Below are 22,119 nucleotides of genomic sequence, written 5' to 3' on the forward strand. Positions count from 1 at the left end.
TTAAAGGCCAGGCGTTGGTTGACGCAGCATCCGCGTCGTTTTTTTCGTTCAGAGTAGGAGCTTACCTGCCATTTGCTGCAGCGTTGCATTCCTCAGGCCAAAGTCGTGCAGAATCATGAGCAGCACCTTGCACGGGAGCCGTTCAGGGGTAAATTCGAGGGAAGCGCAGAGGCATAGAAGAGGTCCGCCGAAGCGTCAAGAATATTGGCCGGGGCGCGGGTGTTCACACAGGACGGATGAACGGATGACAAAGCCTGTATGGAGCAGGCCAAGACGCCAAGTGGCGGCAGGAGACACATGAAACACCCCGGTATTATTGCTGTTATGGGTTTGAATCGAGCTTAGCCTTGTTCATTTTTTTACACAACACCCCCGTAAAAAATACAACACGGCCCGCTCAAGCCTGCTGGTCCCACGGCGGTCAAACCGAAAAAACAGCCCCAAAAAGCCTCAAAAAAGCCCTCAAGGCGCTTTTTTAGGGCAAAAAAGGCCTCGCTTGACTTCGGCATGCCGTTCGGGTTGACTGAAACCAGAAAAGATCAATGATTGATATTTTTAACAACAAAGGTGTTGCATCATGTCGGTACCCCCGCGTGCCGTTCAGCTTAACGAAGCGAACGCGTTCCTTAAGGATCATCCTGAGGTTCTGTACGTAGACCTTCTAATTGCGGATATGAATGGTGTGGTGCGCGGTAAGCGCATCGAACGCACCAGCCTCCACAAGGTTTACGAGAAGGGCATTAACCTGCCTGCCTCTCTATTTGCCCTGGATATCAATGGCTCTACGGTGGAAAGCACCGGCCTGGGCCTGGATATCGGTGATGCTGACCGAATCTGTTATCCGATCCCTGACACCCTGTGCAATGAACCCTGGCAAAAGCGCCCTACCGCGCAACTGCTGATGACCATGCACGAACTTGAAGGTGAACCTTTCTTCGCCGATCCGCGCGAAGTGCTCCGCCAAGTTGTAAGCAAATTTGATGACCTCGGCCTGACCATCTGTGCTGCCTTCGAGCTTGAGTTCTACCTGATCGACCAGGAGAACGTGAACGGCCGCCCGCAACCGCCCCGCTCGCCGATCTCCGGCAAACGCCCGCACTCGACACAGGTCTACCTGATCGACGACCTCGACGAATACGTCGACTGCCTCCAGGACATCCTGGAAGGTGCAAAGGAACAAGGCATCCCGGCCGACGCCATCGTCAAGGAAAGTGCCCCGGCGCAGTTCGAAGTGAACCTGCACCACGTGGCCGACCCGATCAAGGCTTGCGACTACGCGGTACTGCTCAAGCGCCTGATCAAGAACATCGCCTACGACCATGAGATGGACACCACCTTCATGGCCAAGCCTTACCCAGGCCAGGCAGGCAACGGTTTGCACGTACACATTTCGATCCTGGACAAGGACGGCAAGAACATCTTTGCCAGCGAGGATCCCGAGCAGAACGCCGCATTGCGTCACGCGATCGGCGGTGTGCTCGAGACCCTACCCGCCCAAATGGCGTTCCTGTGCCCTAACGTCAACTCCTACCGTCGTTTCGGCGCACAGTTCTACGTGCCGAACTCGCCGTGCTGGGGCCTGGATAACCGTACTGTGGCGATTCGCGTACCGACCGGCTCGTCCGATGCAGTGCGTATCGAACACCGCGTGGCCGGCGCCGATGCCAACCCCTACCTGCTGATGGCTTCGGTCCTGGCAGGCGTGCACCACGGCCTGACCAACAAGATCGAACCGGGCGCTCCCGTGGAAGGCAACAGCTACGAGCAGAACGAGCAAAGCCTGCCGAACAACCTACGCGATGCCTTGCGCGAGTTGGACGACAGCGAGGTGATGGCCAAGTACATCGATCCTAAATACATCGATATCTTCGTCGCCTGTAAGGAAAGTGAGCTGGAAGAGTTCGAACACTCCATCTCCGACCTTGAGTACAACTGGTACCTGCATACCGTGTAAGCAGTGGTTGTACTGAAAAACGCCTCCGACCTTTGGTCTGTGGCGTTTTTTTATGGGTTTCTTCCGGTTGACCGAGTCGGCCTCATCGGGAGCAAGCCCCCCCTCCCACACTTGACTGCATTTCAAGGTTGGAACTCAGTCAACTGTGGGAGGGGGTTTGCTCCCGATGGCGCCTTGGCAGACAACACCGGTTCCTGCTCATACAATGCCCGCTGCCTTGTAGGAGACTTCCATGCCACCCCGCCCCGCCGCCCCTCGCAAACCCCGCGCCCGCAGCCAGGCCCGGATCGACGCGATCCTTGATGCCGCCCGTACCTTGCTGGCCGCCGAAGGCGTGGCCAGTTTGTCGATCTACAGCGTGGCCGAGCGTGCGCAGATTCCACCGTCGTCGGTGTATCACTTTTTTGCCAGTGTGCCAGCGCTGCTCGAGGCACTGACGGCGGACGTCCACGCCGCCTTCCGGGCAGCAATCCAGGCGCCCATCGAGCATGGTTCGCTCAAGCACTGGCGTGACCTGTCCTGCATCGTCGAGCAACGCATGCTCACCATCTACGACCAAGACGCCGCCGCCCGCCAACTGATCCTGGCGCAGCATGGGCTGACCGAAGTGACCCAGGCGGATCGCCAGCATGATCTGGAACTGGGCGACTTGATGCTGGAGGTGTTCAATCGTCACTTCGAGGTGCCGAGCCTGCCTAAGGATGTGGACGTGTTTGCCCTGGCGCTGGAACTGAGTGACCGGGTGTATGCGCGCTCGGTGCATCAGCATGGGTTGATCACGCCGCGCATGGCGGAGGAAGGGATGCGGGTGTTCGACGCCTATGTCGGGCTTTATTTGCCGGCGTATCTGCCCATGCGCCAGGCCTTGCGTTGACTGGGATGGCCTCATCGGGGGCAAGCCCCCTCCCACATGTTGATCTGTGAACACATTCAAAATGTGGGAGGGGGCTTGCCCCCGATGACGGCCTCAAGAGCGACGCAAATCACAACTTGGCGATCGACACCTCGGTGGACTTAACAAAGGCAATCACTTCGCTGCCAATCACCAGCTCCAGCTCTTTGACCGAGCGGGTGGTGATCACGGAAGTGACGATGCCGGATGCCGTCTGCACGTCGATTTCCGACAGCACGTCGCCTACCACGATTTCCTTGATGGTGCCTTTGAACTGGTTACGCACGTTGATGGCTTTAATAGTCATGGTGTTCTTCCTTCGTGGGACAAGTGAGTTATTGAGCCCAACGCAATTGCGTAGGCAACGGTGAAACAGGTTCGGGCTCCGGCGGGGTGCCGGGCAACGACAGCACACGGTTGAGCACTTGCGCTTCCAGCGCGGCCAGGCGGTGTGAGCCACGGGCGCGTGGACGCGGCAGATCGACGAGCAGGTCCAGGCCGATTTCGCCGTCTTCGATCAGGATCACCCGGTCGGCAATGGCCACGGCTTCACTGACGTCATGGGTCACCAGCAACACCGTGAAGCCGTGTTTTTGCCAGAGGTTTTCGATCAGTTGCTGCATCTCGATACGGGTCAGGGCGTCCAGGGCACCCAGCGGTTCGTCGAGCAGCAGCAGGCGCGGCTGGTGGATCAAGGCGCGAGCCAACGCCACCCGCTGCTTCTGCCCACCGGACAAGGCCGCCGGCCACTCATTGGCACGCTCGGCCAGGCCGACCGCTTCCAAGGCTTCCAAGGCTTTAGGGCGCCAGTTGCCTTTGAGGCCAAGCCCGACGTTGTCGATGATCTTTTTCCACGGCAGCAGGCGCGCTTCCTGGAACATCAACCGCGTGTCTTCAATCGCCTCGCTCAGCGGCGCTGAACCGGCCAGCAGCTCGCCGCCGCTGGCTTTGTCCAGGCCGGCCAACAGGCGCAGCAAGGTACTTTTACCGCAACCGCTGCGCCCGACCACGGCGACGAACTGGCCCGCGGGGATATGCAGGTCGATGCCCTTCAGCACTTCCCGCGCGCCAAAGGCCTTGCGCAACTTACGCACCGCCAGCGGGATGCCTTTCAACAGGCGTGGAGGTTGTTGAGCAGTCATGCCGCACCTCCTTTATTGACTTGATACGCCGGGTGCCAGCGCAGCCATACACGTTCCAGGCCGCGCGCGGCCAGGTCGGCCAGCTTGCCGAGGATGGCGTACATCACGATGGCCAACACCACCACGTCGGTTTGCAGGAATTCGCGAGCGTTCATCGCCAGGTAGCCAATCCCGGAGCTGGCAGAGATCGTTTCCGCCACGATCAGCGTCAGCCACATAAAGCCCAGGGCAAACCGCACGCCCACCAGGATCGAAGGCAGCGCACCCGGCAGGATCACTTGCCAGAACAGGCTGAAACCGGACAAGCCATAGCTGCGCGACATTTCCACCAACGCCGGGTCGACGTTGCGAATACCGTGGTAAGTGTTGAGATAAATCGGGAACAGCGTGCCGAGGGCCACCAGGAAAATCTTCGCGGTCTCGTCGATGCCGAACCACAGGATCACCAATGGAATCAGCGCCAGGTGCGGCACGTTACGGATCATCTGCACCGAGCTGTCCAGCAGGCGTTCGCCCCACGTCGACAGGCCGGTGATAAACCCAAGCGCCAGGCCGATGCCGCCACCGATCACAAAGCCCAGGCCGGCCCGCCAGCCACTGATCGCCAGGTGCGTCCAGATTTCGCCGCTGCGCACCAGGTTGACCCCAGCCTCAATCACCGCGCTGGGCGCCGGCAGGATGCGCGTCGACAACCAGCCCGCCGACACTGACAGCTGCCACACCGCCAACAACAATACCGGCAACACCCACGGCGCCACGCGATGGCTCAATTTTTCAAGGTTCATGGCGCTGCCTCAGCTCTGTGATGCAGCTTTGGGAAGGATATCGTTGGCCACCATCTCGCCGAACGGGCTGACGTAACCGGCGCTTTTCGGCAGCTCGGGACGTTCGATATCCAGGTGTGGGAACAGCAGTTCGGCCACGCGATACGACTCTTCCAAGTGTGGATAGCCGGAGAAGATAAAGGTGTCGATGCCCAACGCTGCGTACTCCTTGACCCGGGCGGCCACGGTCGGACCATCGCCCACCAGCGCAGTGCCTGCCCCGCCGCGTACCAGGCCAACGCCCGCCCACAGGTTGGGACTGACTTCCAGGTTGTCGCGGCTGCCGCCATGCAAGGCCGCCATGCGTTGCTGGCCGACGGAATCGAAGCGCGCCAGGGAAGCCTGGGCACGGGCGATAGTGTCGTCGTCCAGGTGGGAGATCAGTTTGTCGGCGGCTTTCCAGGCTTCAGCGTTGGTTTCGCGCACAATCACATGCAGACGAATGCCGAAACGCACGGTGCGCCCCAGCTTCGCCGCCTTGGCCCGCACCTGTTCGATTTTTTCGGCAACGGCAGCCGGTGGCTCGCCCCAGGTCAGCACCATGTCCACTTGCTCAGCGGCCAGGTCCTGGGCCGCTTCCGAGGAACCGCCGAAGTACAGCGGCGGACGCGGTTGCTGGATCGGTGGGTAAAGCAGCTTGGCGCCTTTGACGCTGATGTGCTGGCCGTCGTAATCCACGGTCTCGCCTTCCAGCACGCGCCGCCAGATGCGGGTGAATTCCACCGAGGCCTGGTAGCGCTCTTCGTGACTGAGGAACAAACCGTCGCCAGCCAATTCTTCCGGGTCGCCACCGGTCACCAGGTTGAACAACGCCCGGCCACCGGACAGGCGGTCGAGGGTCGCGGCCTGACGCGCCGCCACCGTCGGGGAAATGATCCCGGGGCGCAGCGCCACAAGGAATTTCAAACGCTGGGTCACCGGAATCAGCGAGGCGGCCACCAGCCACGAGTCTTCGCAGGACCGGCCGGTGGGGATCAATACCCCGCCGAAACCGAGACGGTCAGCGGCCTGGGCCACTTGTTGCAAATAACCGTGGTCGACGGCGCGAGCGCCTTCGGCGGTGCCAAGGTAATGGCCGTCGCCGTGAGTAGGCAGGAACCAGAAAATATTGAGGCTCATGGAGTTGTCTCCTGAAGAAGTCGAATTACGGCGCTTTGGCCACGGCGGCAGGTGGCGTCCAGATCACGTCCTTGATGCTCAAGGGTTTGGGGATCAATTTGAGTTGGTAGAAGCTGTCAGCGATTTTCTGCTGGGCCGCCACCACTTCCGGGGTCAGGAACAGCGCGCCGTAGCCTTGGCGCTTCACCGAAGTCAGGGTGATGTCGGCCGGTAAGCCAAGCAGCGGAGCGACTTGTTCGGTGACTTCCTGGGGGTTGGCCTTGGACCATTCGCCCACCGCGCGCACTTCTTCCACCAGCGCCTTGATCACTTCGGGGTGTTTTTCGGCATAGGGTTTGGTGGCCAGGTAGAACTGGTGGTTGTCGGCAATGCCGGTGCCGTCACGCAGGGTGCGCGCTTGCAGTTGTTTCTCGGCGGCGGCCTGGTACGGGTCCCAGATAACCCAGGCGTCGACACTGCCACGCTCGAACGCGGCACGGGCATCGGCGGGCGGCAGGAATACGGTTTGTACATCGGTGTATTTCAGGCCGGCGTCTTCCAGGGCACGTACCAGCAGGTAGTGCACGTTCGAGCCTTTATTGAGCACAACTTTCTTGCCCTTGAGTTCGGCCACGGATTTGATCGGCGAATCTTTCGGTACCAGGATCGCTTCGCTGGTCGGCGCGGGCGGCTCGTAGGCAACGTAGAGCAAGTCGGCACCGGCCGCCTGGGCAAACACCGGCGGGGTCTCGCCGGTGACACCGAAGTCGATAGAGCCCACGTTCAAGCCTTCGAGCAACTGCGGGCCGCCAGGGAACTCAGTCCATTGCACCTGCACGCCTTGGGCGGCCAGGCGTTTTTCCAGGGTGCCCTTGGCCTTGAGCAGCACCAGGGTGCCGTACTTCTGATAACCGATCCGCAGGGTTTCGGCGGCGTGGGCTTGAACGATGGCGCCGAAGGACACAGCCGCGGCAAACAGCGCGACCAGACCACGACGCAAGATGACAGTGCGCATGGCGCTCTCTCCAAAAATGCGATGAAGGGGTTGGCTGCACCTGCTTGGCCGTTGGCGGCTGAGTAAGGTGAGTACTTCTATATAGCGGTGAGGCTTACTTAAATGCTCCAGCGAGCACTCAACAAACGTTCATTCAACACATGCGGGTCCAGCGGTTTCGGGCGACGGGCCATGGCGCCATAAAGCGTCTCCAGGGCCTCGTGCAAACGGTGTTCGAGCACCGGCACCAACTGCGCCTGGGCACTGCCTTCGCCATAGGCGATCTGGCTGTCTTCGGCGAAAATCCCGTGGAGCAGCTCCTGGGCTTTCAATGCCGACAACACCGGCTTGAGCGCGTAGTCCACCGCCAACATGTGGGCGATGCTGCCGCCGGTCGCCATGGGCAGCACGATCTTGTGGGCCAGGGCGCGTTCCGGCAGCAGGTCGAGCACGGTCTTCAGCGCGCCGGAGAACGAGGCCTTGTACACCGGCGTGGCGATCACCAGGCCGTCTGCATTGGCCACCTGTTGCAGCAGGTCGATGACCTTGGGGCTGTCGAAGCGGGCGTGCAGCAAGTCTTCGGCCGGGAAGTCCCGTATCTGGTAACTCACGACTTCCACGCCTTTGTGTTGCAACCACTGACGGGTTTTATCCAGCAACACCCCGGAGCGCGAACGCTGGCTGGGACTGCCTCCAAGTGTTACGACCAGCATCTAGGAAATTCCTTAAGCAAGTGTCGGCGGTTCGCTGTGTGGCGATGGCGCCAAGATGGAACAGACCATATCAGCAGATTTATATATCTATAAATCTTATTTTTTCATTTGTTTATTCTTTAAATGCATAAAGCATAGATAAATTCACAGGCGAAAAAAAAGGCCGTCGAAACGGCCTGAAAACCCCTGCTATGTGTGACTTGAAATGCGCTCAACCTGTGGGAGGGGGCTTGCTCCCGATAGCAGCGTGTCAGTCGACACATTCAGTCCTGACGCTATCGGGAGCAAGCCCCCTCCCACATGGGTCCTGTGTCAGCGGTTGGGTTGCGGGGTGAGACGCAGGTATGGCTTCACCGCTCGATACCCCTTCGGAAAGCGCTTCTTGATCTCTTCCTCGTCCTTGAGCGACGGCACGATCACCACTTCATCGCCGTCCTGCCAGTTGGCGGGCGTCGCGACTTTGTAGTTGTCGGTCAGTTGCAACGAGTCGATCACCCGCAGGATTTCGTGGAAATTGCGACCGGTGCTGGCCGGGTAGGTGATGGTCAGGCGGATCTTCTTGTTCGGGTCGATCACGAACAAGGAACGTACGGTGAGGGTGTCACTGGCGTTCGGGTGGATCAAGTCGTAGAGGTCCGAGACCTTGCGGTCGGCATCGGCCAGGATCGGGAAGTTGACGATCGTGTGCTGGGTTTCGTTGATGTCTTCGATCCACTTGTGGTGCGAGTCCACCGGGTCTACCGACAGGGCGATGGCCTTGACGCCGCGCTTGGCGAATTCGTCCTTGAGCTTGGCGGTAAAGCCCAACTCGGTGGTGCACACCGGGGTGAAGTCTGCCGGGTGGGAAAACAACACCCCCCAGCTGTCGCCCAGCCATTCGTGGAAACGAATCTTGCCGGCGCTGGAATCCTGTTCGAAGTCGGGGGCGATGTCGCCCAGTCTTAGGCTCATGGTGTGGCTCCTGGTGAGTGCTATGGAGCCCACTGTGCATGCATTGTGGATAATTTAAAAAGAATAAATATCGATTTATCTAGATGATAATGGAATATTAAAAATCTGTTCATTGGACGCCGGAACGGGCAAGGAGCAACATCCATTTCAAGGTTTGAGAAGGCCTTGAGACGCTGTACGAAGAGGGGTTCAGGAAGGGCTTGCGGGGGTTGAGCCCGACTTGAAAAGCAAGACACCTTGCCCGGCGTTGCGCCGGGCAAGGTTTACAGTCTTACAACAGCGTTACGCTACTAGAACAGTGGCAGCGAATAGCTGACGATCAGGCGGTTTTCGTCCTGGGAACGGGTGTTCGCCAGGTCGGTACGCCACATAGCGTTTTTCCAGGCAACGCCGAGGTTTTTCAGCGGGCCTTCTGGAATCACGTAGGCAACGGTGATGTCACGTTCCCACTCGGATTGACCGGTGATTTCAGTACGAGCAGCGTTGGTGCCAACAGTGTCGATGTCGCTACCCTTGAGGTAAACAACACCAGCAGTCAGGCCAGGTACGCCGACTTTAGCGAAGTCATAAGCGTAGCGAGCTTGCCAGGTGCGTTCGCCGGCACGGGCAAACTTCTGGATCTGCATGTCAGTGGTCAGGTAAGCCGACGAACCGTCGCCTTGGTTCAACCAAGGGAAGTCGCTGCTACCGTTGCTGACCTGGTAACCGCCACCGAAGGTGTGACCGGCAACGGTGTACAGGAACAGGCCGCTGTACAGGTTGTTGTCAACCTTACCCTTGCCGCCGCTGAAGCCGTTGTAGTTACCGCTGCTGTAGTAAGCAGGGGTATTGCCGTTTTTACCATCGTCAGAGCTGTTGAAATAACGCAGGTCAGATTTCAAAACGCCCGGGCCGATTGCCCAGTTGTGGGTCAGACCCAGGAAGTGCTGCTTGTAGAAGTCTTCCAGGTTGCCGTAGTAGTACTGGGCGGTCAGGTCTTTGGTGAGTTTGTAGTCACCACCGGCGTAGTAGAACTTGTTGGTGAACTTGCCTGCGTTGTAGTTGGAGCTGCCGTTGGCACCGCCAATCGACAGGTTTTCGTTGTTGCTGGAGTTACGACCCTTGGCCTTTTCGACCTGACCAGCAACCAAGGTCAAATCCTTGATGTCGTTGGTAGTGATCTGGCCACCTTGGAAGGTTTGCGGCAGCAGACGACCATCGTTGGTCACGATAACTGGCAGCTTAGGCTGCAGGGTGCCCAGCTTCAGTTCGGTTTGGGAGATCTTGACCTTGCCGGTCACGCCCAGGCTGGCGAAATCATTGACAGCGGTGTTGCCGTCGCTTGGGAACACGGTGCCGCCGGAAGCAGTACCGGTGTAGTTACCGTGTTCTGCACGGCTCGAATCCAGACGCACGCCGTACAGGCCGATCGCATCAACGCCGAACTGGACAGTGCCCTGGGTGTAACCCGAGATGAAACGCAGGTCGAAGCCTTGGCCCCATTCAGCGTTCTTGCTGCGGGTGTTCGAGGTCGCCGATGGCTGGCCATCACGGTTATCAGTGTTGATGTAGAAGTTACGCGCACTCAGTGTGGCGTGGCTGTCTTCGATGAAACCGGCAGCGCCTGCTTGCTGAGCGATTACGCCCAAAGCTACAGACAGTGCCAAGGTGGACTTCTTCATGTACCGCTCCTCTCATTTCTAATTTTTGTATTTCTTTGGTCTCGGGTCTGACGCCCTCGATCCACAGATGCGCGATTAGCACCGGATAGTGACTGACAAGTCAATCGTAACCTTGTGTGTCTACTACCTTCGTCTAATCACAGTTGATTTGGTCCCTGCAGGGTAATGAGTTTTTCATACACCCAAAAAGAATTGTTTCATTCTTTTTCATACGATTTGGGAATAAGCCCTAGCATGGGGTGAGCGAGTCAGCGTAGACCAACTACTCCACGAGCTAATTCCTAAAGGGTATTTGTTAGCCTTTTTTTAGATCGCTTAGTGTGGCCGCGAGGTTGCATACGTCACCCACGATCAAAAAAGCGACGCCATCATGGCCAAACGCGCATCCTCCCGTCAATTTGTTACAGTTTTTGTATCGCTAATATTTTTTCCGGGATTAAAGCCGTCGTATGGAGCGTTCTGACCACGGCAGCCTAGTGCAATCTACCCACTGCCGCCTTGATCGTATCGGCTCAAATCAAGAATTCTGAAACTTTAGTAGGGGTTCACGGCAGCCAAATTGACGCACCCCAAGACCGGCTCGACAAAAACCATTACCCCCTCCTTGTCTCATTACGGCCTGCCTGTTGCACTGGCGCCTTTGGGGGCTGGGCACCAGACAAATCAACGGCGTGAACCTGAAATCCGCCGACCAGGTGGCCCAGAAAGACGGCCGGATGATGGATTTTAACCGGCACAGAAAATCGCCAAACTGACAGGTTTAAACACCGCCGGTATCCCCGAACCGTTGGCCGGCCTTACATTCCAGAATGCACAGGCGCGACAAGCCGACGCCCCGCTTAAAGGGGACACGGCAAGGGTTTTGAAGGTATGGGGAAGGGATCGAAGCAGTGTGACCGACGTATTTATCAGCCCCTGGGCAGATCAACTGTGGGAGGGGGCTTGCTCCCGATTTCGGTAGTTCAGATCGACACTCAGTGACTGATCCACCGCATCGGGAGCAAGCCCGCCCCACATTGCAATTTCATTCATCTATCGAGTCGGGCCTACAGGGCCTTTTCGAAAATCTTCGAGTTACGCTGATAGTTGTACAGTGACGCCCGTGCCGACGGCAGGCGGTCCACACTGCTCGGTACGAAACCGCGCTCACGGAACCAATGGGCCGTGCGCGTGGTGAGGACGAACAACGTCTTCAAGCCCTGCGCCCGGGCACGCGTCTCGATGCGCTCCAGCAGCTCATCACCACGGCCGCCATGGCGGTACTCCGGGTTGACCGCCAGGCACGCCAGCTCCCCCGCGTCCGACTCCGCAATCTGATACAGCGCCGCACAGGCGATGATCATGCCTTCGCGCTCCACCACGCTGAATTGCTCGATCTCACGCTCCAGCACCTCCCGCGAGCGGCGCACCAGGATGCCCTGCTCTTCCAGCGGGCTGATCAAGTCAAGCAAGCCGCCGACGTCTTCAATCGCCGCTTCGCGCACCAGTTCGAATTGCTCCTGGGCCACCAGCGTACCGCCGCCGTCCCGGGTAAACAGTTCGGTGAGCAATGCGCCGTCTTCGGCGTAGCTGACGATATGGCTGCGCCCTACCCCGCCACGGCAGGCCTGGGCCGCTGCATCGAGCAATTCGGCCTGGTAGTTGCTGCTGCCCAGGCGTTGCAGGTGCGCCGGCACTTGTTGCGGGCGCAGTTCACGGACCAGGCGACCGTTTTCATCGATCAGGCCCAGGTCGGCGCCAAACAGCAGCAGCTTGTCGGCGCCCAGGTCGATGGCGGCGCGGGTGGCGACGTCTTCGCAGGCCAGGTTGAAGATCTCGCCGGTGGGCGAATACCCCAGGGGCGACAACAGCACGATGGAGCGCTCGTCCAGCAGGCGATTGATGCCCTTGCGGTCGACCCGGCGCACTTCGCCGGTGTGGTGGTAGTCCACGCCTTCGAGCACGCCGATCGGCCGCGCGGTGACCAGGTTGCCGCTGGCCACCCGCAGGCGCGAACCCTGCATCGGCGACGAGGCCATGTCCATGGACAGCCGCGCCTCGATAGCGATACGCAGGTGGCCGACCGCATCGATCACGCATTCCAGTGTTGCGGCATCGGTGATGCGCAAACCATCGTGGTAAGCCGGGGTCAGGCCGCGTGCTTCAAGGCGTGCCTCGATCTGCGGGCGCGAACCGTGCACCAGCACCAGGCGCACGCCCAGGCTGTGAAGCAGCACCAGGTCGTGGACGATATTGCCGAAATTCGGGTGTTCCACACCGTCGCCGGGCAGCATGACCACAAAGGTGCAGTCGCGGTGGGCGTTGATGTAGGGCGAAGCGTGACGAAGCCAATTGACGTATTCGGGCATGGAACCTGGGCCTGTAATAAAAAGCAGCCGAAAAAGGATGAGTCGTGAAAACGCACAGCGGGCTGATGGTTATCGTCGGAACAGGCTTGGCGACACGCTCGCTCTCCTTATGTACGAATGGACGGGGGTTAATTTATGCAGGTTTGAGGCAGTAATGCTCGATCAGCTCACGCAATAGACGCACTGTAGGCGTCAAGCGTGACATTTCGAGGTACTCGCCTGGCTGGTGGGCGCAAGCGATATCGCCGGGGCCCAATACCAGGGTTTCACAACCAAGGCGCTGAAGATAAGGCGCTTCGGTGCCAAACGCTACTGCTTCGGCACGATGACCGGTCAATCGTTCCGCCACCCGCACCAGCTCGGCGTCTTCGGCCTGTTCGAACGGCGGCACTTCGGGGAACAACGGCGCGTAGTCGATCTTGACTTGATGGCGCTCGGCGAGCGGTTCGAGTCTCTGCCGGATGGCGGCGCGCAACGCCTGGGGGTCCATGCCCGGCAGGGGCCGCAGGTCGAATTCCAGGGAACACTGGCCACAGATGCGGTTGGGATTGTCGCCGCCATGGATGCAGCCGAAATTCAGGGTCGGCTGCGGCACACTGAATTGCGGGTTGCGGTACTCGCGCTGCCAGGCCAGGCGCAGGCCGCGCAATTCGCCGATGGCATCGTGCATGGCCTCAAGGGCGCTGTGGCCCAGGCTCGGGTCTGACGAATGGCCGCTTTGGCCGAGAATATCGATGCGCTCCATCATCACGCCTTTGTGCAGGCGGATCGGCTTGAGGCCGGTCGGCTCGCCAATCACCGCCGCACGCCCCAGCGGGCGCCCGGCGGCCGCCAAGGCACGGGCGCCAGACATGGAGCTCTCTTCATCGCAGGTGGCGAGGATCAGCAGCGGCTGCTTGAACGGCTGCTCCAGCAGCGGCAACACCGCTTCGATGGCCAGCGCGAAGAAACCCTTCATGTCACAACTGCCCAATCCGACCCAGCGGCCATCGACTTCCGTCAGCTTGAGGGGGTCGGTCTTCCACAGCGCCGGGTCATAAGGAACGGTGTCACTATGACCTGCCAGCACCAAGCCACCCGGGCCGCTGCCGAAACTGGCCAACAGGTTGAACTTGCCGGGGCTGACGGGCTGGATGTCGATGGCGAATCCCAGGTCGCCCAGCCAACTGGCGAGCAGGTCGATCACCGGGCGATTGCTCTGGTCGAGAGACGCCTGGGTACAACTGACCGACGGCGCGGCAATCAAGGCGGCGAATTGCTCTTTCATGGACGGCAACGGCATGCGCGGTCTCCCTACTTCCCGGATGAACCTCACTATAGAGGCATCTGCACGACACAATAAACCGTTGCGGCGCGCTGCCGGGCTCAGTCCTGTACACTGCACGACCTTGGCAGCCACTCTTTTCCCCGGCTGCGCTCCCGATCCTGGATTTTCCGGCCATGCAGAAAGAAACCGAAATCAAGCTCCGCGTCAGCCGCGAAACACTCGCCGCGCTGCGTGAGCACCCGCTACTGAAAAAACGCAACAAAAGTGGCTGGGAACGCCGTGAGTTGATGAACCAGTATTTCGACACCCCCGAGCGCGACCTGGCCCAGGCCAAGGTTGCCCTGCGCCTGCGCAAGGACGGTGACGACATTATCCAGACCCTCAAGACCCGTGGCCAAAGCGTCGCTGGCTTGTCGGAACGTAACGAATACAACTGGGAATTGCCCAAAGCCAAGCTCGACGTCAAGAAACTCGACGGCGAATGCTGGCCCGAGCAACTGGCCGAGCTGGACAAGAAAACCCTCAAGCCAATCTTCACCACCGACTTCGTGCGCGAACGCGCCGAAATCGCTTGGGGCCGCGGCAAAGCCAAGGTGGTGATCGAAGCCGCCCTGGACCTGGGCCATGTGGTGGCTGGCAAGCAGAAAGAAGAAATCTGCGAGCTGGAACTGGAACTGCGTGAAGGCGAACCGTCCGCCCTGCTGGAGCTGGCCGCTGAACTGGCTGAGACCCTGGCCCTGATGCCGTGTGACATCAGCAAGGCTGAGCGCGGCTACCGCCTGTACGACGCCAGCAGCTACTCACTGAGCCTACCGGCGCCCCAATTGCAGGCTGAAATGCCGCTGGACGACGCCTTCGCCGCGATCATGTGGCACCTGCTGGGCAGCAGCCAGCGCCTGGCCGAGCAATACCGCTTCAATGGCCACTGGCGCCTGTTGCAAGACTGGGTCGACAACCTCGGCGAACTGCGTGCCCTGCTTGGCAGCCTCGGCCAGGCCGCCCCGCGCCAATCCACCAGCGAACTGCGCAGCGCCCTCGACGCCCTGCTGGAAGACTGGCGCCCGCTGGTCCAGGCCGGTGATGACGACGAAGACATTCGCAAAGCCGCGCCGGAACAGTTCGCTGAAGAATTGACTGACGTACGCTGGGGCCTGTTCTCGCTGAACACCTCCCGCTGGTTGCTGAACCGCACCTGGACCGCCGACCGCAACGTACGCGGCAACCGTCAGGGTGCTGCGCAAATCACCAACTGGCTGCCGCGCCTGCTGGCCGAAGATGCCGTCGCCCTGCAACTGCCGCGCTACCAGCAGCAACCGGAAGACCTCGCCGAGCAACTGCCGCGCATCGAACGCATCCAGGCCTGGCTGCACCATGCACGCCAGGTGGTGGACATCCCGGAGCTGGACCGTTTGTACGGCGAGCTGAACAAACTGGCACAACTGGCCAACCAGCCGATCACCGATGAATCGCTGGATGCGCGCATGCATCAGGCCATCGCGGTGTATCAGAACCGTGCCTGGAAAACCCTGCTGCGTCTGTAAATCGCCATCGGGGGCAAGCCCCCGATAAGGCCGGTACAGTCAACGCAATACTGGCAGGCTGGTGGTCGACTTGATCTCGGACAGTGCCACAATCGAGTTGACCTCCTGAATCCCCGGCACCATCGACAACTTCTCAAAGAAAAACCGCTCGTACGCCTCGATATCCGAGGTGACGATACGCAGCAGAAAATCCACCGCCCCCATCAGCACATAACACTCCAGCACTTCCGGAAAGCCGCGGATCGCCTCGGTAAACTCAGTGAAGTTGGATCGCCCGTGGGCGTTGAGTTTGACCTCGGCAAAAATCTGCGTATTGAGGCCGATTTTCTTGCGATCCAACAGGGTGACCTGGCCGCGGATCACCCCTTCCTCCTTGAGCCGCTGGATGCGCCGCCAGCAAGGTGACTGGGACAGCCCGACCTGTTCGGCGATCTGCGCGCTGGAGAGCGAAGCATCCTCCTGCAGCAAGGCCAGGATGCGGCGATCATAGACGTCCAACTCGCTACGCATAAAACAACCTGCTTAGTGGCTTACATTGAATAGAATTATTCGAGTACGCGTGAATATTGCCCATTTTAGATAAGAAATCTCCGTTGGCGAATGTAAAAATTTCTCCAGTCGAAACTGGAGAGCCAACATGCACGCCGTTGAAACCACCCATTCCGTTTGCCGCGTCGATGCCTGGGCCGTCGATAGTGCTCACTGCCAGGCGCATTATCAGATCGTCGCCGAGGCTGAGCCGGATGTGCTGTGCCGGGTACTCAACTATTTCGCGTTGCAGTTCCTGACTCCGCGCCAGGTCAATGTGAACCGGCAGGAAGACCTGCTGACCCTCGATATCGTGATGGATGGCCTGAGCTGGCACCGTGCCCAGGTGATTGGTGAAAAGATTCGAAACCTGATCAGCGTGTGCACGCTCGAGGTTTGGCCTGCCGATGCCGTGCGGCCCCAGGCGCTGGCGGCGGGAGCCCAGTAAAAACCTGCAATACACATCGGGAGGAGGAACGCTGGCGGCTGACTAGCCTGGGATCACGCCTCCCAGGAAACGCCTCATGCCCGTTGATCATCGATTGGAATTGCACCCGTTGTTGCCGGCCCTGCTCGAAGAAGGGCTGATCACGCCCGACATGGCACAGCGCCTGGCGACGCTGCCGGCCAGCGACACCCAGCACCCACTGGAACACATCGCGGCCCTGGGCCCTTGCCTGGAAACCCTGACCCAATGGCTTGCCCGACACACCGGGCAAGCCTACCTGCGTATCGACCCCCTGAAAATCGACGTGGCAACCGTGGTGCCGCTGATGTCCCACGCCTTTGCCCAACGCCACGCCATCCTGGCGGTGGCCGTGGACGCGCAGAGCGTCACCATCGCCAGCGCCCAACCCCATGTCACCGCCTGGGAAGCCGGGCTGGCGCAGGTGCTCAAGCGCTCGATCAAGCGGGTGGTCGCCAATCCCCAGGATATCCAGCGTTGTATCGCGCAGTTCTACCGGCTGGCCAAGTCGGTCAGCGGCGCGGATCTCAAGATGGCAGCGCCGGGCCATTTCGACCTGCTCAACCTCGGCATCGGCGACCAGGAGCCGGACGCCAACGACGCGCACATCGTCAACATTGTCGACTGGCTGCTGCAGTACGCGTTCGGCCAACGCGCCAGTGATATCCATGTCGAACCGTGCCGGGACCAGGGCCGGGTGCGCTTTCGCATCGATGGGTTGCTGCATGATGTCTATCAATTTCCGTCCCAGGTAACGGTGGCCGTGGTCAGCCGCCTGAAAAGCCTCGGACGGATGAACGTGGCGGAGAAACGCAAACCCCAGGACGGCCGGGTCAAGACCAAAAGCCCGGCGGGCGCCGAAGTGGAGTTGCGCCTGTCGACCTTGCCCACGGCGTTCGGCGAGAAACTGGTGATGCGGATTTTCGACCCCCAGGTGCTACTCAAGGACTTCGATCAGTTGGGCTTGCCCACCGAAGACCAGCGGCGCTGGCACACCATGGTTCGCCAGACCAGTGGCATCATCCTGGTCACCGGCCCTACCGGCTCGGGCAAGACCAGCACCCTTTACACCACGCTCAAGCAACTGGCGACCCGCGAGGTCAACCTGTGCACGGTGGAAGACCCCATCGAGATGGTCGAGCCGGCGTTCAACCAGATGCAGGTGCAGTCCAATATCGACCTGACCTTCGCCAGCGGTATCCGTGCCCTGCTGCGCCAGGACCCGGACATCATCATGATCGGCGAGATTCGCGACAGGGAAACCGCCGAAATGGCGATTCAAGCTGCATTGACGGGGCACCTGGTACTGTCGACGCTGCACACCAACGATGCACCCAGCGCTATCAGCCGTTTACAGGAACTAGGAATTGCTCATTATTTGATCAAAGCTACGCTGATTGGAGTGATGGCGCAGCGCCTGGTGCGGCTGTTGTGCCCGCACTGCAAGCGTGTCGCGGGTGAGCGCTACGAAGCTGTGGGCTGCGCGCAGTGCCGAGACAGCGGTTACCGAGGCAGGGCCGGCGTGTACGAAATCATGGTCATGGACGAAACGCTCAAAGCGTTGATCACCCCCGGCGCCGATGTGCAGGCCTTGCGCCGGGCCGCGCTCAAACAAGGCATGTGCAGCCTGCGTATCGCCGGCCTGCGCAAGGTCAACGCCGGGCTGACCACACTGGCTGAAGTATTACGAGTAACGCCCGGGGATTCAGATACAAATCCTTTGCTTGTCGAACCGTGAAATCGTTCTTATCCGTGACAACACCGCTACAATCGGCCGAACGTCGTTTCACTGACACCAACAGATAGGGAATCGCTATGCAGATCGGAACCGTACTGCTTCTTTTCGTGGGTTTGGCTGTCGCCATTCTCTTCATGGGTTTCAAGGTCGTGCCACAAGGCTACCAGTGGACCGTGGAGCGTTTCGGGCGCTACACCAACACGCTCAAGCCGGGCCTCAACATCATCATCCCGGTCATGGACCGTATCGGTCGCAAGATCAACGTGATGGAAAGCGTGCTGGATATCCCTCCCCAGGAAGTGATCACCGCCGACAACGCCACCGTGCAGATCGACGCCGTGTGCTTCTTCCAGGTGGTCAACACCGCCCAGGCGGCCTACGAGGTGAACAACCTCGAGCATGCCATCCGCAACCTGCTGCAAACCAATATCCGTACCGTCCTCGGCTCCATGGAGCTGGACGCCATGCTCAGCCAACGTGACGGCATCAACGAAAAACTGCTGCGCACGGTCGACGAAGCCACCGCGCCGTGGGGCATCAAGATCACCCGGATCGAGATCAAGGACATCAGCCCACCTGCGGACCTGATGGCCGCCATGTCCGGCCAGATGAAAGCCGAGCGGATCAAGCGTGCACAGATTCTGGAGGCCGAGGGCCTGCGGGCGTCGGCGATCCTGACCGCCGAAGGCAAGAAGCAGGCACAGATCCTTGAAGCCGAAGGTGGCCGCCAGGCTGCGTTCCTGGAATCCGAAGCCCGTGAGCGTCAGGCTGAAGCAGAGGCTCGTGCGACCCAGGTCGTTTCCGAAGCGATCGCCACCGGTAACGTGCAGGCCATCAACTACTTCGTCGCGCAAAAATACATCGATGCCCTGGGCAAGCTGGCTTCGGCCAATAACAGCAAAGTGATCCTGATGCCGCTGGAAGCCAGCCAGGTGATCGGTGCAGTCGGTGGTATCGGCGAGATCGTCAAGGCCACGTTCGATAACAAGAAAGGCTGAGGCGATCGACATGTGGGATTTCCTGCAGCATCTATCGTTCTGGGATTGGCTGGCGCTGGGCACCGTGTTGTTGATTCTTGAGGTGTTCGGCGCCGGGGGTTATCTGCTGTGGATGGGGATCGCCGCCGCCGCCGTGGGCGTGATCAAGTTCCTGGTACCGCCGCTCGGGCTGGAATGGCAACTGCTGCTGTTCGCCCTCCTGTCGATCCTGACGGCGGTGTATTGGTGGAAACGCCAACGCAGCAGCGCCAAGGCCAGCGACCAGCCGGGGCTGAACATGCGCGGCTCCGAGCTGATCGGCCGCACCTTCATAGTGCATCAGGCAATTGTCGATGGGCGCGGCAAGATAAAAGTCGGTGATGGCGTATGGATCGTGACCGGCCCGGATATGCCTGTAGGCGCTCAAGTACGGGTCGTTGGCCAGGATGGCGCGATTCTGAAAGTTGAAACTGTTTAGTCAGTGATGGAACTCGGCTGGGCTAACCACAATCATAATGTACAGATAACCCACCCGGAGTCACCCATCATGCGTCTCAAATATGCTGTCGCAACCCTCGCTGTGCTTTCCCTCCCCGTCGGCTCAGCCATGGCCGACAGTTTCTGGCGCAATGTCATCTCCTCGGGCGCTACTACCGGCTCGACTTACCTGACATTCAAGGACCATAAGTTGGTGGTTGCCGCCCAGGACGACGCCGGCAGCTTCGTTGCCAGCGACGGCGGCATCCGTGGCCCGTACCTGGAGGCTGCGATGCAGAAGGTCCGTGCCGATAACCCTGGCCTGAAAGCCACGGACATGGAACTGGCCAATGCCATCCTGGCGAAAAACGCCATCGCTTCCGAGTAATACGGCCCCATGAAAAATGCCGCTTTTGAAGCGGCATTTTTTTTGCGCCGATATCCTACAGCCAGAGCTGGTAATTCATTAGCCAATGGCGCCGGCTTCGCCCATGAATGCCAGAGAAGTCCTGTTCACGCTAGATCCCCCTCCGCAACAAGCTATCGATCCCCTTTTACATCAAAGTGAATCGACGACCATGCAAAAGCTGTCCTTCGCCCTGTTACTCGCCGCGACCGCCAGCCCTGCCACCCAGGCGGAAGGCTGGTATGGTTCGGCAAAACTCAACAGCGCCCGCCAGGACCTTGCCAATGCTCTGCTGACCAGCCCCCGTGTCACCGCGCGGGTAGACGGCCCCAACAACGCCAAAACGTTCACCGGCTCCTTCGCGGCCGGTTACGCGCTCAGGGAAGGCTGGCGCCTGGAGGGCGAATACACCCTGCCTGGCAACTCGACGTTCAAGTCCTATTGGGCGCCTTTCAACGCCAACGTCAACAGCCTGCACACACGAAGCCAGCGTTTAATGCTCAATGGCTACAAAGACATTCCGATCACCCCCTGGCTGTCGTTTTACGGCATGGCCGGCGTGGGCGCAGCGCGGATTGACGCCAACGGTACCCAGGCCAACGACACCCGGCGCTTCGCCAGTCACCGCCAGTACAATCTCGCCTATAGCGTTGGCCTGGGACTGGACGCCAAGGTCAGTGACGAAACAACCCTGGGTGTGGGCTATCGCTATGTGGGCATGGGCAATGTTGAAACCGGCTACAACACCTTCGCCAACCGCATAAACGCACGGGATGAACAGCTCAAGGGCAAGCTCAAGGAGCAGAATCTGTTTCTTGAAACTCGAATGGCCTTCTGACCCTTATTGTCGAGATGCTGCCCACCGGGCGGCATCTTTTTGCAACGGCTGACGATTCATTCACAGGCGACAGGCTATATTCAGTCGAGCCGTGCAACCATGCCGGTACTGATCAATCTTTCTCTCATCGTCTATCTGAAACGGATGCCTTCGTCGTCATGAGCCAACAGCCCTTTCTGCCGTTCTCCAAACCCACCATCGATGAAGCCACCATCTCGGCGGTCGGCGATGTACTGCGCTCGGGCTGGATCACCAGCGGGCCGAAAGTGCAGGCATTCGAGGCACAGCTGTCGGAATACTTTGGCGGCCGCCCCGTGCGCACCTTCAACTCAGGCACCTGCACCATGGAGATCGCCTTGCGCATCGCCGGTATCGGGCCTGGCGATGAAGTCATCACCACACCGATCTCCTGGGTCGCCACGGCCAACGTGATTCTCGAAGTGGGCGCCACACCGGTGTTTGCCGACATTGACCCGGTGACCCGCAATATCGACCTGGCCCAGGTGGAAGCGGCCATCACCCCGCGTACCAAAGCGATCATCCCTGTGTACCTGGCGGGCTTGCCCGTGGACATGCCGCTGCTTTACGCGCTGGCCAACAAATACAACCTGCGCATCGTCGAAGACGCTGCCCAGGCCCTGGGTTCCAGCTGGGATGGCGAGCGCATTGGGGCCACGGGTGACTTTGTGTCCTTCAGCTTCCAGGCCAACAAGAACATCACCTCCTCCGAGGGGGGTTGCCTGGTGTTGAACAACGCCGAGGAAGCCCGCCTGGCGGAAAAGTATCGCTTGCAGGGGGTGACCCGAACCGGCTTCGACGGCCTGGACGTGGACGTGTTGGGCGGCAAGTTCAACATGACTGATATCGCTGCTGCCATCGGCCTGGGGCAATTTGCCCATATCGAGAAGATCACCGCCCATCGCCGGCACCTGGCACAGCACTACTTCAAGTGCTTCGGCAGTGACTTTGAAGAGAAGTACGGCGCGCAACTGCCGCCGCCGGACTTTGAAAACAGCAACTGGCACCTGTTCCAACTGGTGCTGCCGGAACGTCAGGACGGCCTGCCCGCCCGCGCCACCTTCATGGAGCAGATGCAAGCCCTTGGCGTCGGCATTGGCTATCACTACCCGCCGATCCACCTGTTGAGCCTGTATCGTGCACAGGGCTTCAAGGAAGGCATGTTCCCGGTGGCGGAGCGTGTTGGACGTTTGATCGTGTCGTTGCCGATGTTCACGGCGATGACAGAGGCGGATGTGGAGCGGTCGGTGGCGGCAGTGAAGGCTGTGTTGAAACGCTGAATGCCT

21 protein-coding genes are annotated in these 22,119 nt (G+C 59.8%); 10 read left to right on the top strand and 11 right to left on the bottom strand.

The genetic code is table 11. The annotated features are described in order from the left end of the window. The first annotated feature begins 577 nt into the window (after window positions 1-577). Window positions 578-1,954 carry a glutamine synthetase family protein gene (locus tag A7317_RS27950; protein ID WP_003213894.1) on the top strand — a complete coding sequence of 459 codons (1,377 nt, stop codon included), beginning with the start codon at window positions 578-580 and terminating at the stop codon, window positions 1,952-1,954. A gap of 232 nt (window positions 1,955-2,186) precedes the next feature. After that, entirely contained in the window at window positions 2,187-2,828 is a 642-nt protein-coding gene (locus A7317_RS27955; protein ID WP_069077238.1) for a TetR/AcrR family transcriptional regulator, read from the top strand. 109 nt (window positions 2,829-2,937) lie between these two features. On the opposite strand, the gene A7317_RS27960 is transcribed toward A7317_RS27955, so the two are convergent. The 10 genes from A7317_RS27960 to argE all read right to left on the bottom strand — a co-directional run bounded on the left by A7317_RS27960 (window position 2,938) and on the right by argE (window position 13,859). Beyond that, window positions 2,938-3,153, bottom strand: coding sequence for a TOBE domain-containing protein (locus A7317_RS27960; RefSeq protein ID WP_003176783.1), 216 nt, complete (start codon window positions 3,151-3,153; stop codon window positions 2,938-2,940). Window positions 3,154-3,181: 28 nt separating this feature from the next. Continuing rightward, window positions 3,182-3,988, bottom strand: a complete 807-nt coding sequence (gene ssuB / locus A7317_RS27965) for an aliphatic sulfonates ABC transporter ATP-binding protein (protein ID WP_024077978.1) — start codon at window positions 3,986-3,988, stop codon at window positions 3,182-3,184. After that, window positions 3,985-4,773 carry an aliphatic sulfonate ABC transporter permease SsuC gene (gene ssuC, locus A7317_RS27970; RefSeq protein WP_024077979.1) on the bottom strand — a complete coding sequence of 263 codons (789 nt, stop codon included), beginning with the start codon at window positions 4,771-4,773 and terminating at the stop codon, window positions 3,985-3,987. Before ssuC ends, ssuB begins: the two co-directional genes overlap by 4 nt. Before the next feature lie 9 nt (window positions 4,774-4,782). Beyond that, on the bottom strand, window positions 4,783-5,931 hold the full coding sequence (gene ssuD / locus A7317_RS27975) for an FMNH2-dependent alkanesulfonate monooxygenase (protein ID WP_024077980.1): 1,149 nt from the start codon (window positions 5,929-5,931) through the stop codon (window positions 4,783-4,785). Between the two features lie 25 nt (window positions 5,932-5,956). Then, window positions 5,957-6,925 (bottom strand): sulfonate ABC transporter substrate-binding protein, encoded by a 969-nt coding sequence (locus A7317_RS27980; protein WP_024077981.1) that lies wholly within the window; start codon window positions 6,923-6,925, stop codon window positions 5,957-5,959. Window positions 6,926-7,023: 98 nt separating this feature from the next. After that, window positions 7,024-7,617 (bottom strand): NADPH-dependent FMN reductase, encoded by a 594-nt coding sequence (gene ssuE / locus A7317_RS27985; RefSeq protein ID WP_024077982.1) that lies wholly within the window; start codon window positions 7,615-7,617, stop codon window positions 7,024-7,026. Window positions 7,618-7,929: 312 nt separating this feature from the next. Continuing rightward, complete coding sequence (locus A7317_RS27990; RefSeq protein WP_024077983.1) at window positions 7,930-8,568, bottom strand: peroxiredoxin; 639 nt, start codon at window positions 8,566-8,568, stop codon at window positions 7,930-7,932. Window positions 8,569-8,858: 290 nt separating this feature from the next. Next, window positions 8,859-10,229 (bottom strand): OprD family porin, encoded by a 1,371-nt coding sequence (locus A7317_RS27995; RefSeq protein ID WP_069077239.1) that lies wholly within the window; start codon window positions 10,227-10,229, stop codon window positions 8,859-8,861. A gap of 1,046 nt (window positions 10,230-11,275) precedes the next feature. Continuing rightward, window positions 11,276-12,577 carry an amino-acid N-acetyltransferase gene (argA, locus tag A7317_RS28000; protein WP_024077985.1) on the bottom strand — a complete coding sequence of 434 codons (1,302 nt, stop codon included), beginning with the start codon at window positions 12,575-12,577 and terminating at the stop codon, window positions 11,276-11,278. A gap of 133 nt (window positions 12,578-12,710) precedes the next feature. After that, the gene (argE, locus tag A7317_RS28005) at window positions 12,711-13,859 is read right to left on the bottom strand and encodes an acetylornithine deacetylase (RefSeq protein ID WP_024077986.1); all 1,149 of its coding nucleotides are present in this window, start codon (window positions 13,857-13,859) and stop codon (window positions 12,711-12,713) included. A gap of 158 nt (window positions 13,860-14,017) precedes the next feature. On the opposite strand from argE, the gene A7317_RS28010 reads away from it, so the two are divergent. After that, entirely contained in the window at window positions 14,018-15,385 is a 1,368-nt protein-coding gene (locus A7317_RS28010; RefSeq protein ID WP_024077987.1) for an inorganic triphosphatase, read from the top strand. A 39-nt stretch (window positions 15,386-15,424) separates the two neighbouring features. Here A7317_RS28010 and A7317_RS28015 read toward each other — a convergent pair whose 3' ends face one another. Next, window positions 15,425-15,895, bottom strand: coding sequence for an Lrp/AsnC family transcriptional regulator (locus A7317_RS28015; protein WP_024077988.1), 471 nt, complete (start codon window positions 15,893-15,895; stop codon window positions 15,425-15,427). Window positions 15,896-16,022: 127 nt separating this feature from the next. Here A7317_RS28015 and A7317_RS28020 point away from each other — a divergent pair, with 127 nt between their 5' ends. The 7 genes from A7317_RS28020 to A7317_RS28050 all read left to right on the top strand — a co-directional run bounded on the left by A7317_RS28020 (window position 16,023) and on the right by A7317_RS28050 (window position 22,113). Beyond that, window positions 16,023-16,361 (top strand): hypothetical protein, encoded by a 339-nt coding sequence (locus A7317_RS28020; protein WP_024077989.1) that lies wholly within the window; start codon window positions 16,023-16,025, stop codon window positions 16,359-16,361. Window positions 16,362-16,437: 76 nt separating this feature from the next. Further along, the gene (locus tag A7317_RS28025; RefSeq protein WP_069077240.1) at window positions 16,438-18,117 is read left to right on the top strand and encodes a GspE/PulE family protein; all 1,680 of its coding nucleotides are present in this window, start codon (window positions 16,438-16,440) and stop codon (window positions 18,115-18,117) included. 77 nt (window positions 18,118-18,194) lie between these two features. After that, window positions 18,195-19,115 (top strand): SPFH domain-containing protein, encoded by a 921-nt coding sequence (locus A7317_RS28030; RefSeq protein WP_024077991.1) that lies wholly within the window; start codon window positions 18,195-18,197, stop codon window positions 19,113-19,115. 10 nt (window positions 19,116-19,125) lie between these two features. Beyond that, entirely contained in the window at window positions 19,126-19,572 is a 447-nt protein-coding gene (locus A7317_RS28035) for an NfeD family protein (RefSeq protein WP_024077992.1), read from the top strand. Window positions 19,573-19,641: 69 nt separating this feature from the next. Then, entirely contained in the window at window positions 19,642-19,959 is a 318-nt protein-coding gene (locus A7317_RS28040) for a DUF2388 domain-containing protein (RefSeq protein ID WP_041161049.1), read from the top strand. A gap of 190 nt (window positions 19,960-20,149) precedes the next feature. Further along, complete coding sequence (locus tag A7317_RS28045; RefSeq protein ID WP_069077241.1) at window positions 20,150-20,815, top strand: outer membrane protein; 666 nt, start codon at window positions 20,150-20,152, stop codon at window positions 20,813-20,815. A gap of 158 nt (window positions 20,816-20,973) precedes the next feature. Beyond that, window positions 20,974-22,113: a DegT/DnrJ/EryC1/StrS family aminotransferase gene (locus tag A7317_RS28050; RefSeq protein WP_069077242.1), complete on the top strand. Its 1,140-nt coding sequence runs from the start codon at window positions 20,974-20,976 to the stop codon at window positions 22,111-22,113. Window positions 22,114-22,119: the final 6 nt, after the last annotated feature.

This window comes from Pseudomonas fluorescens, from assembly GCF_001708445.1.
Lineage (GTDB): Bacteria > Pseudomonadota > Gammaproteobacteria > Pseudomonadales > Pseudomonadaceae > Aquipseudomonas > Aquipseudomonas gorinensis.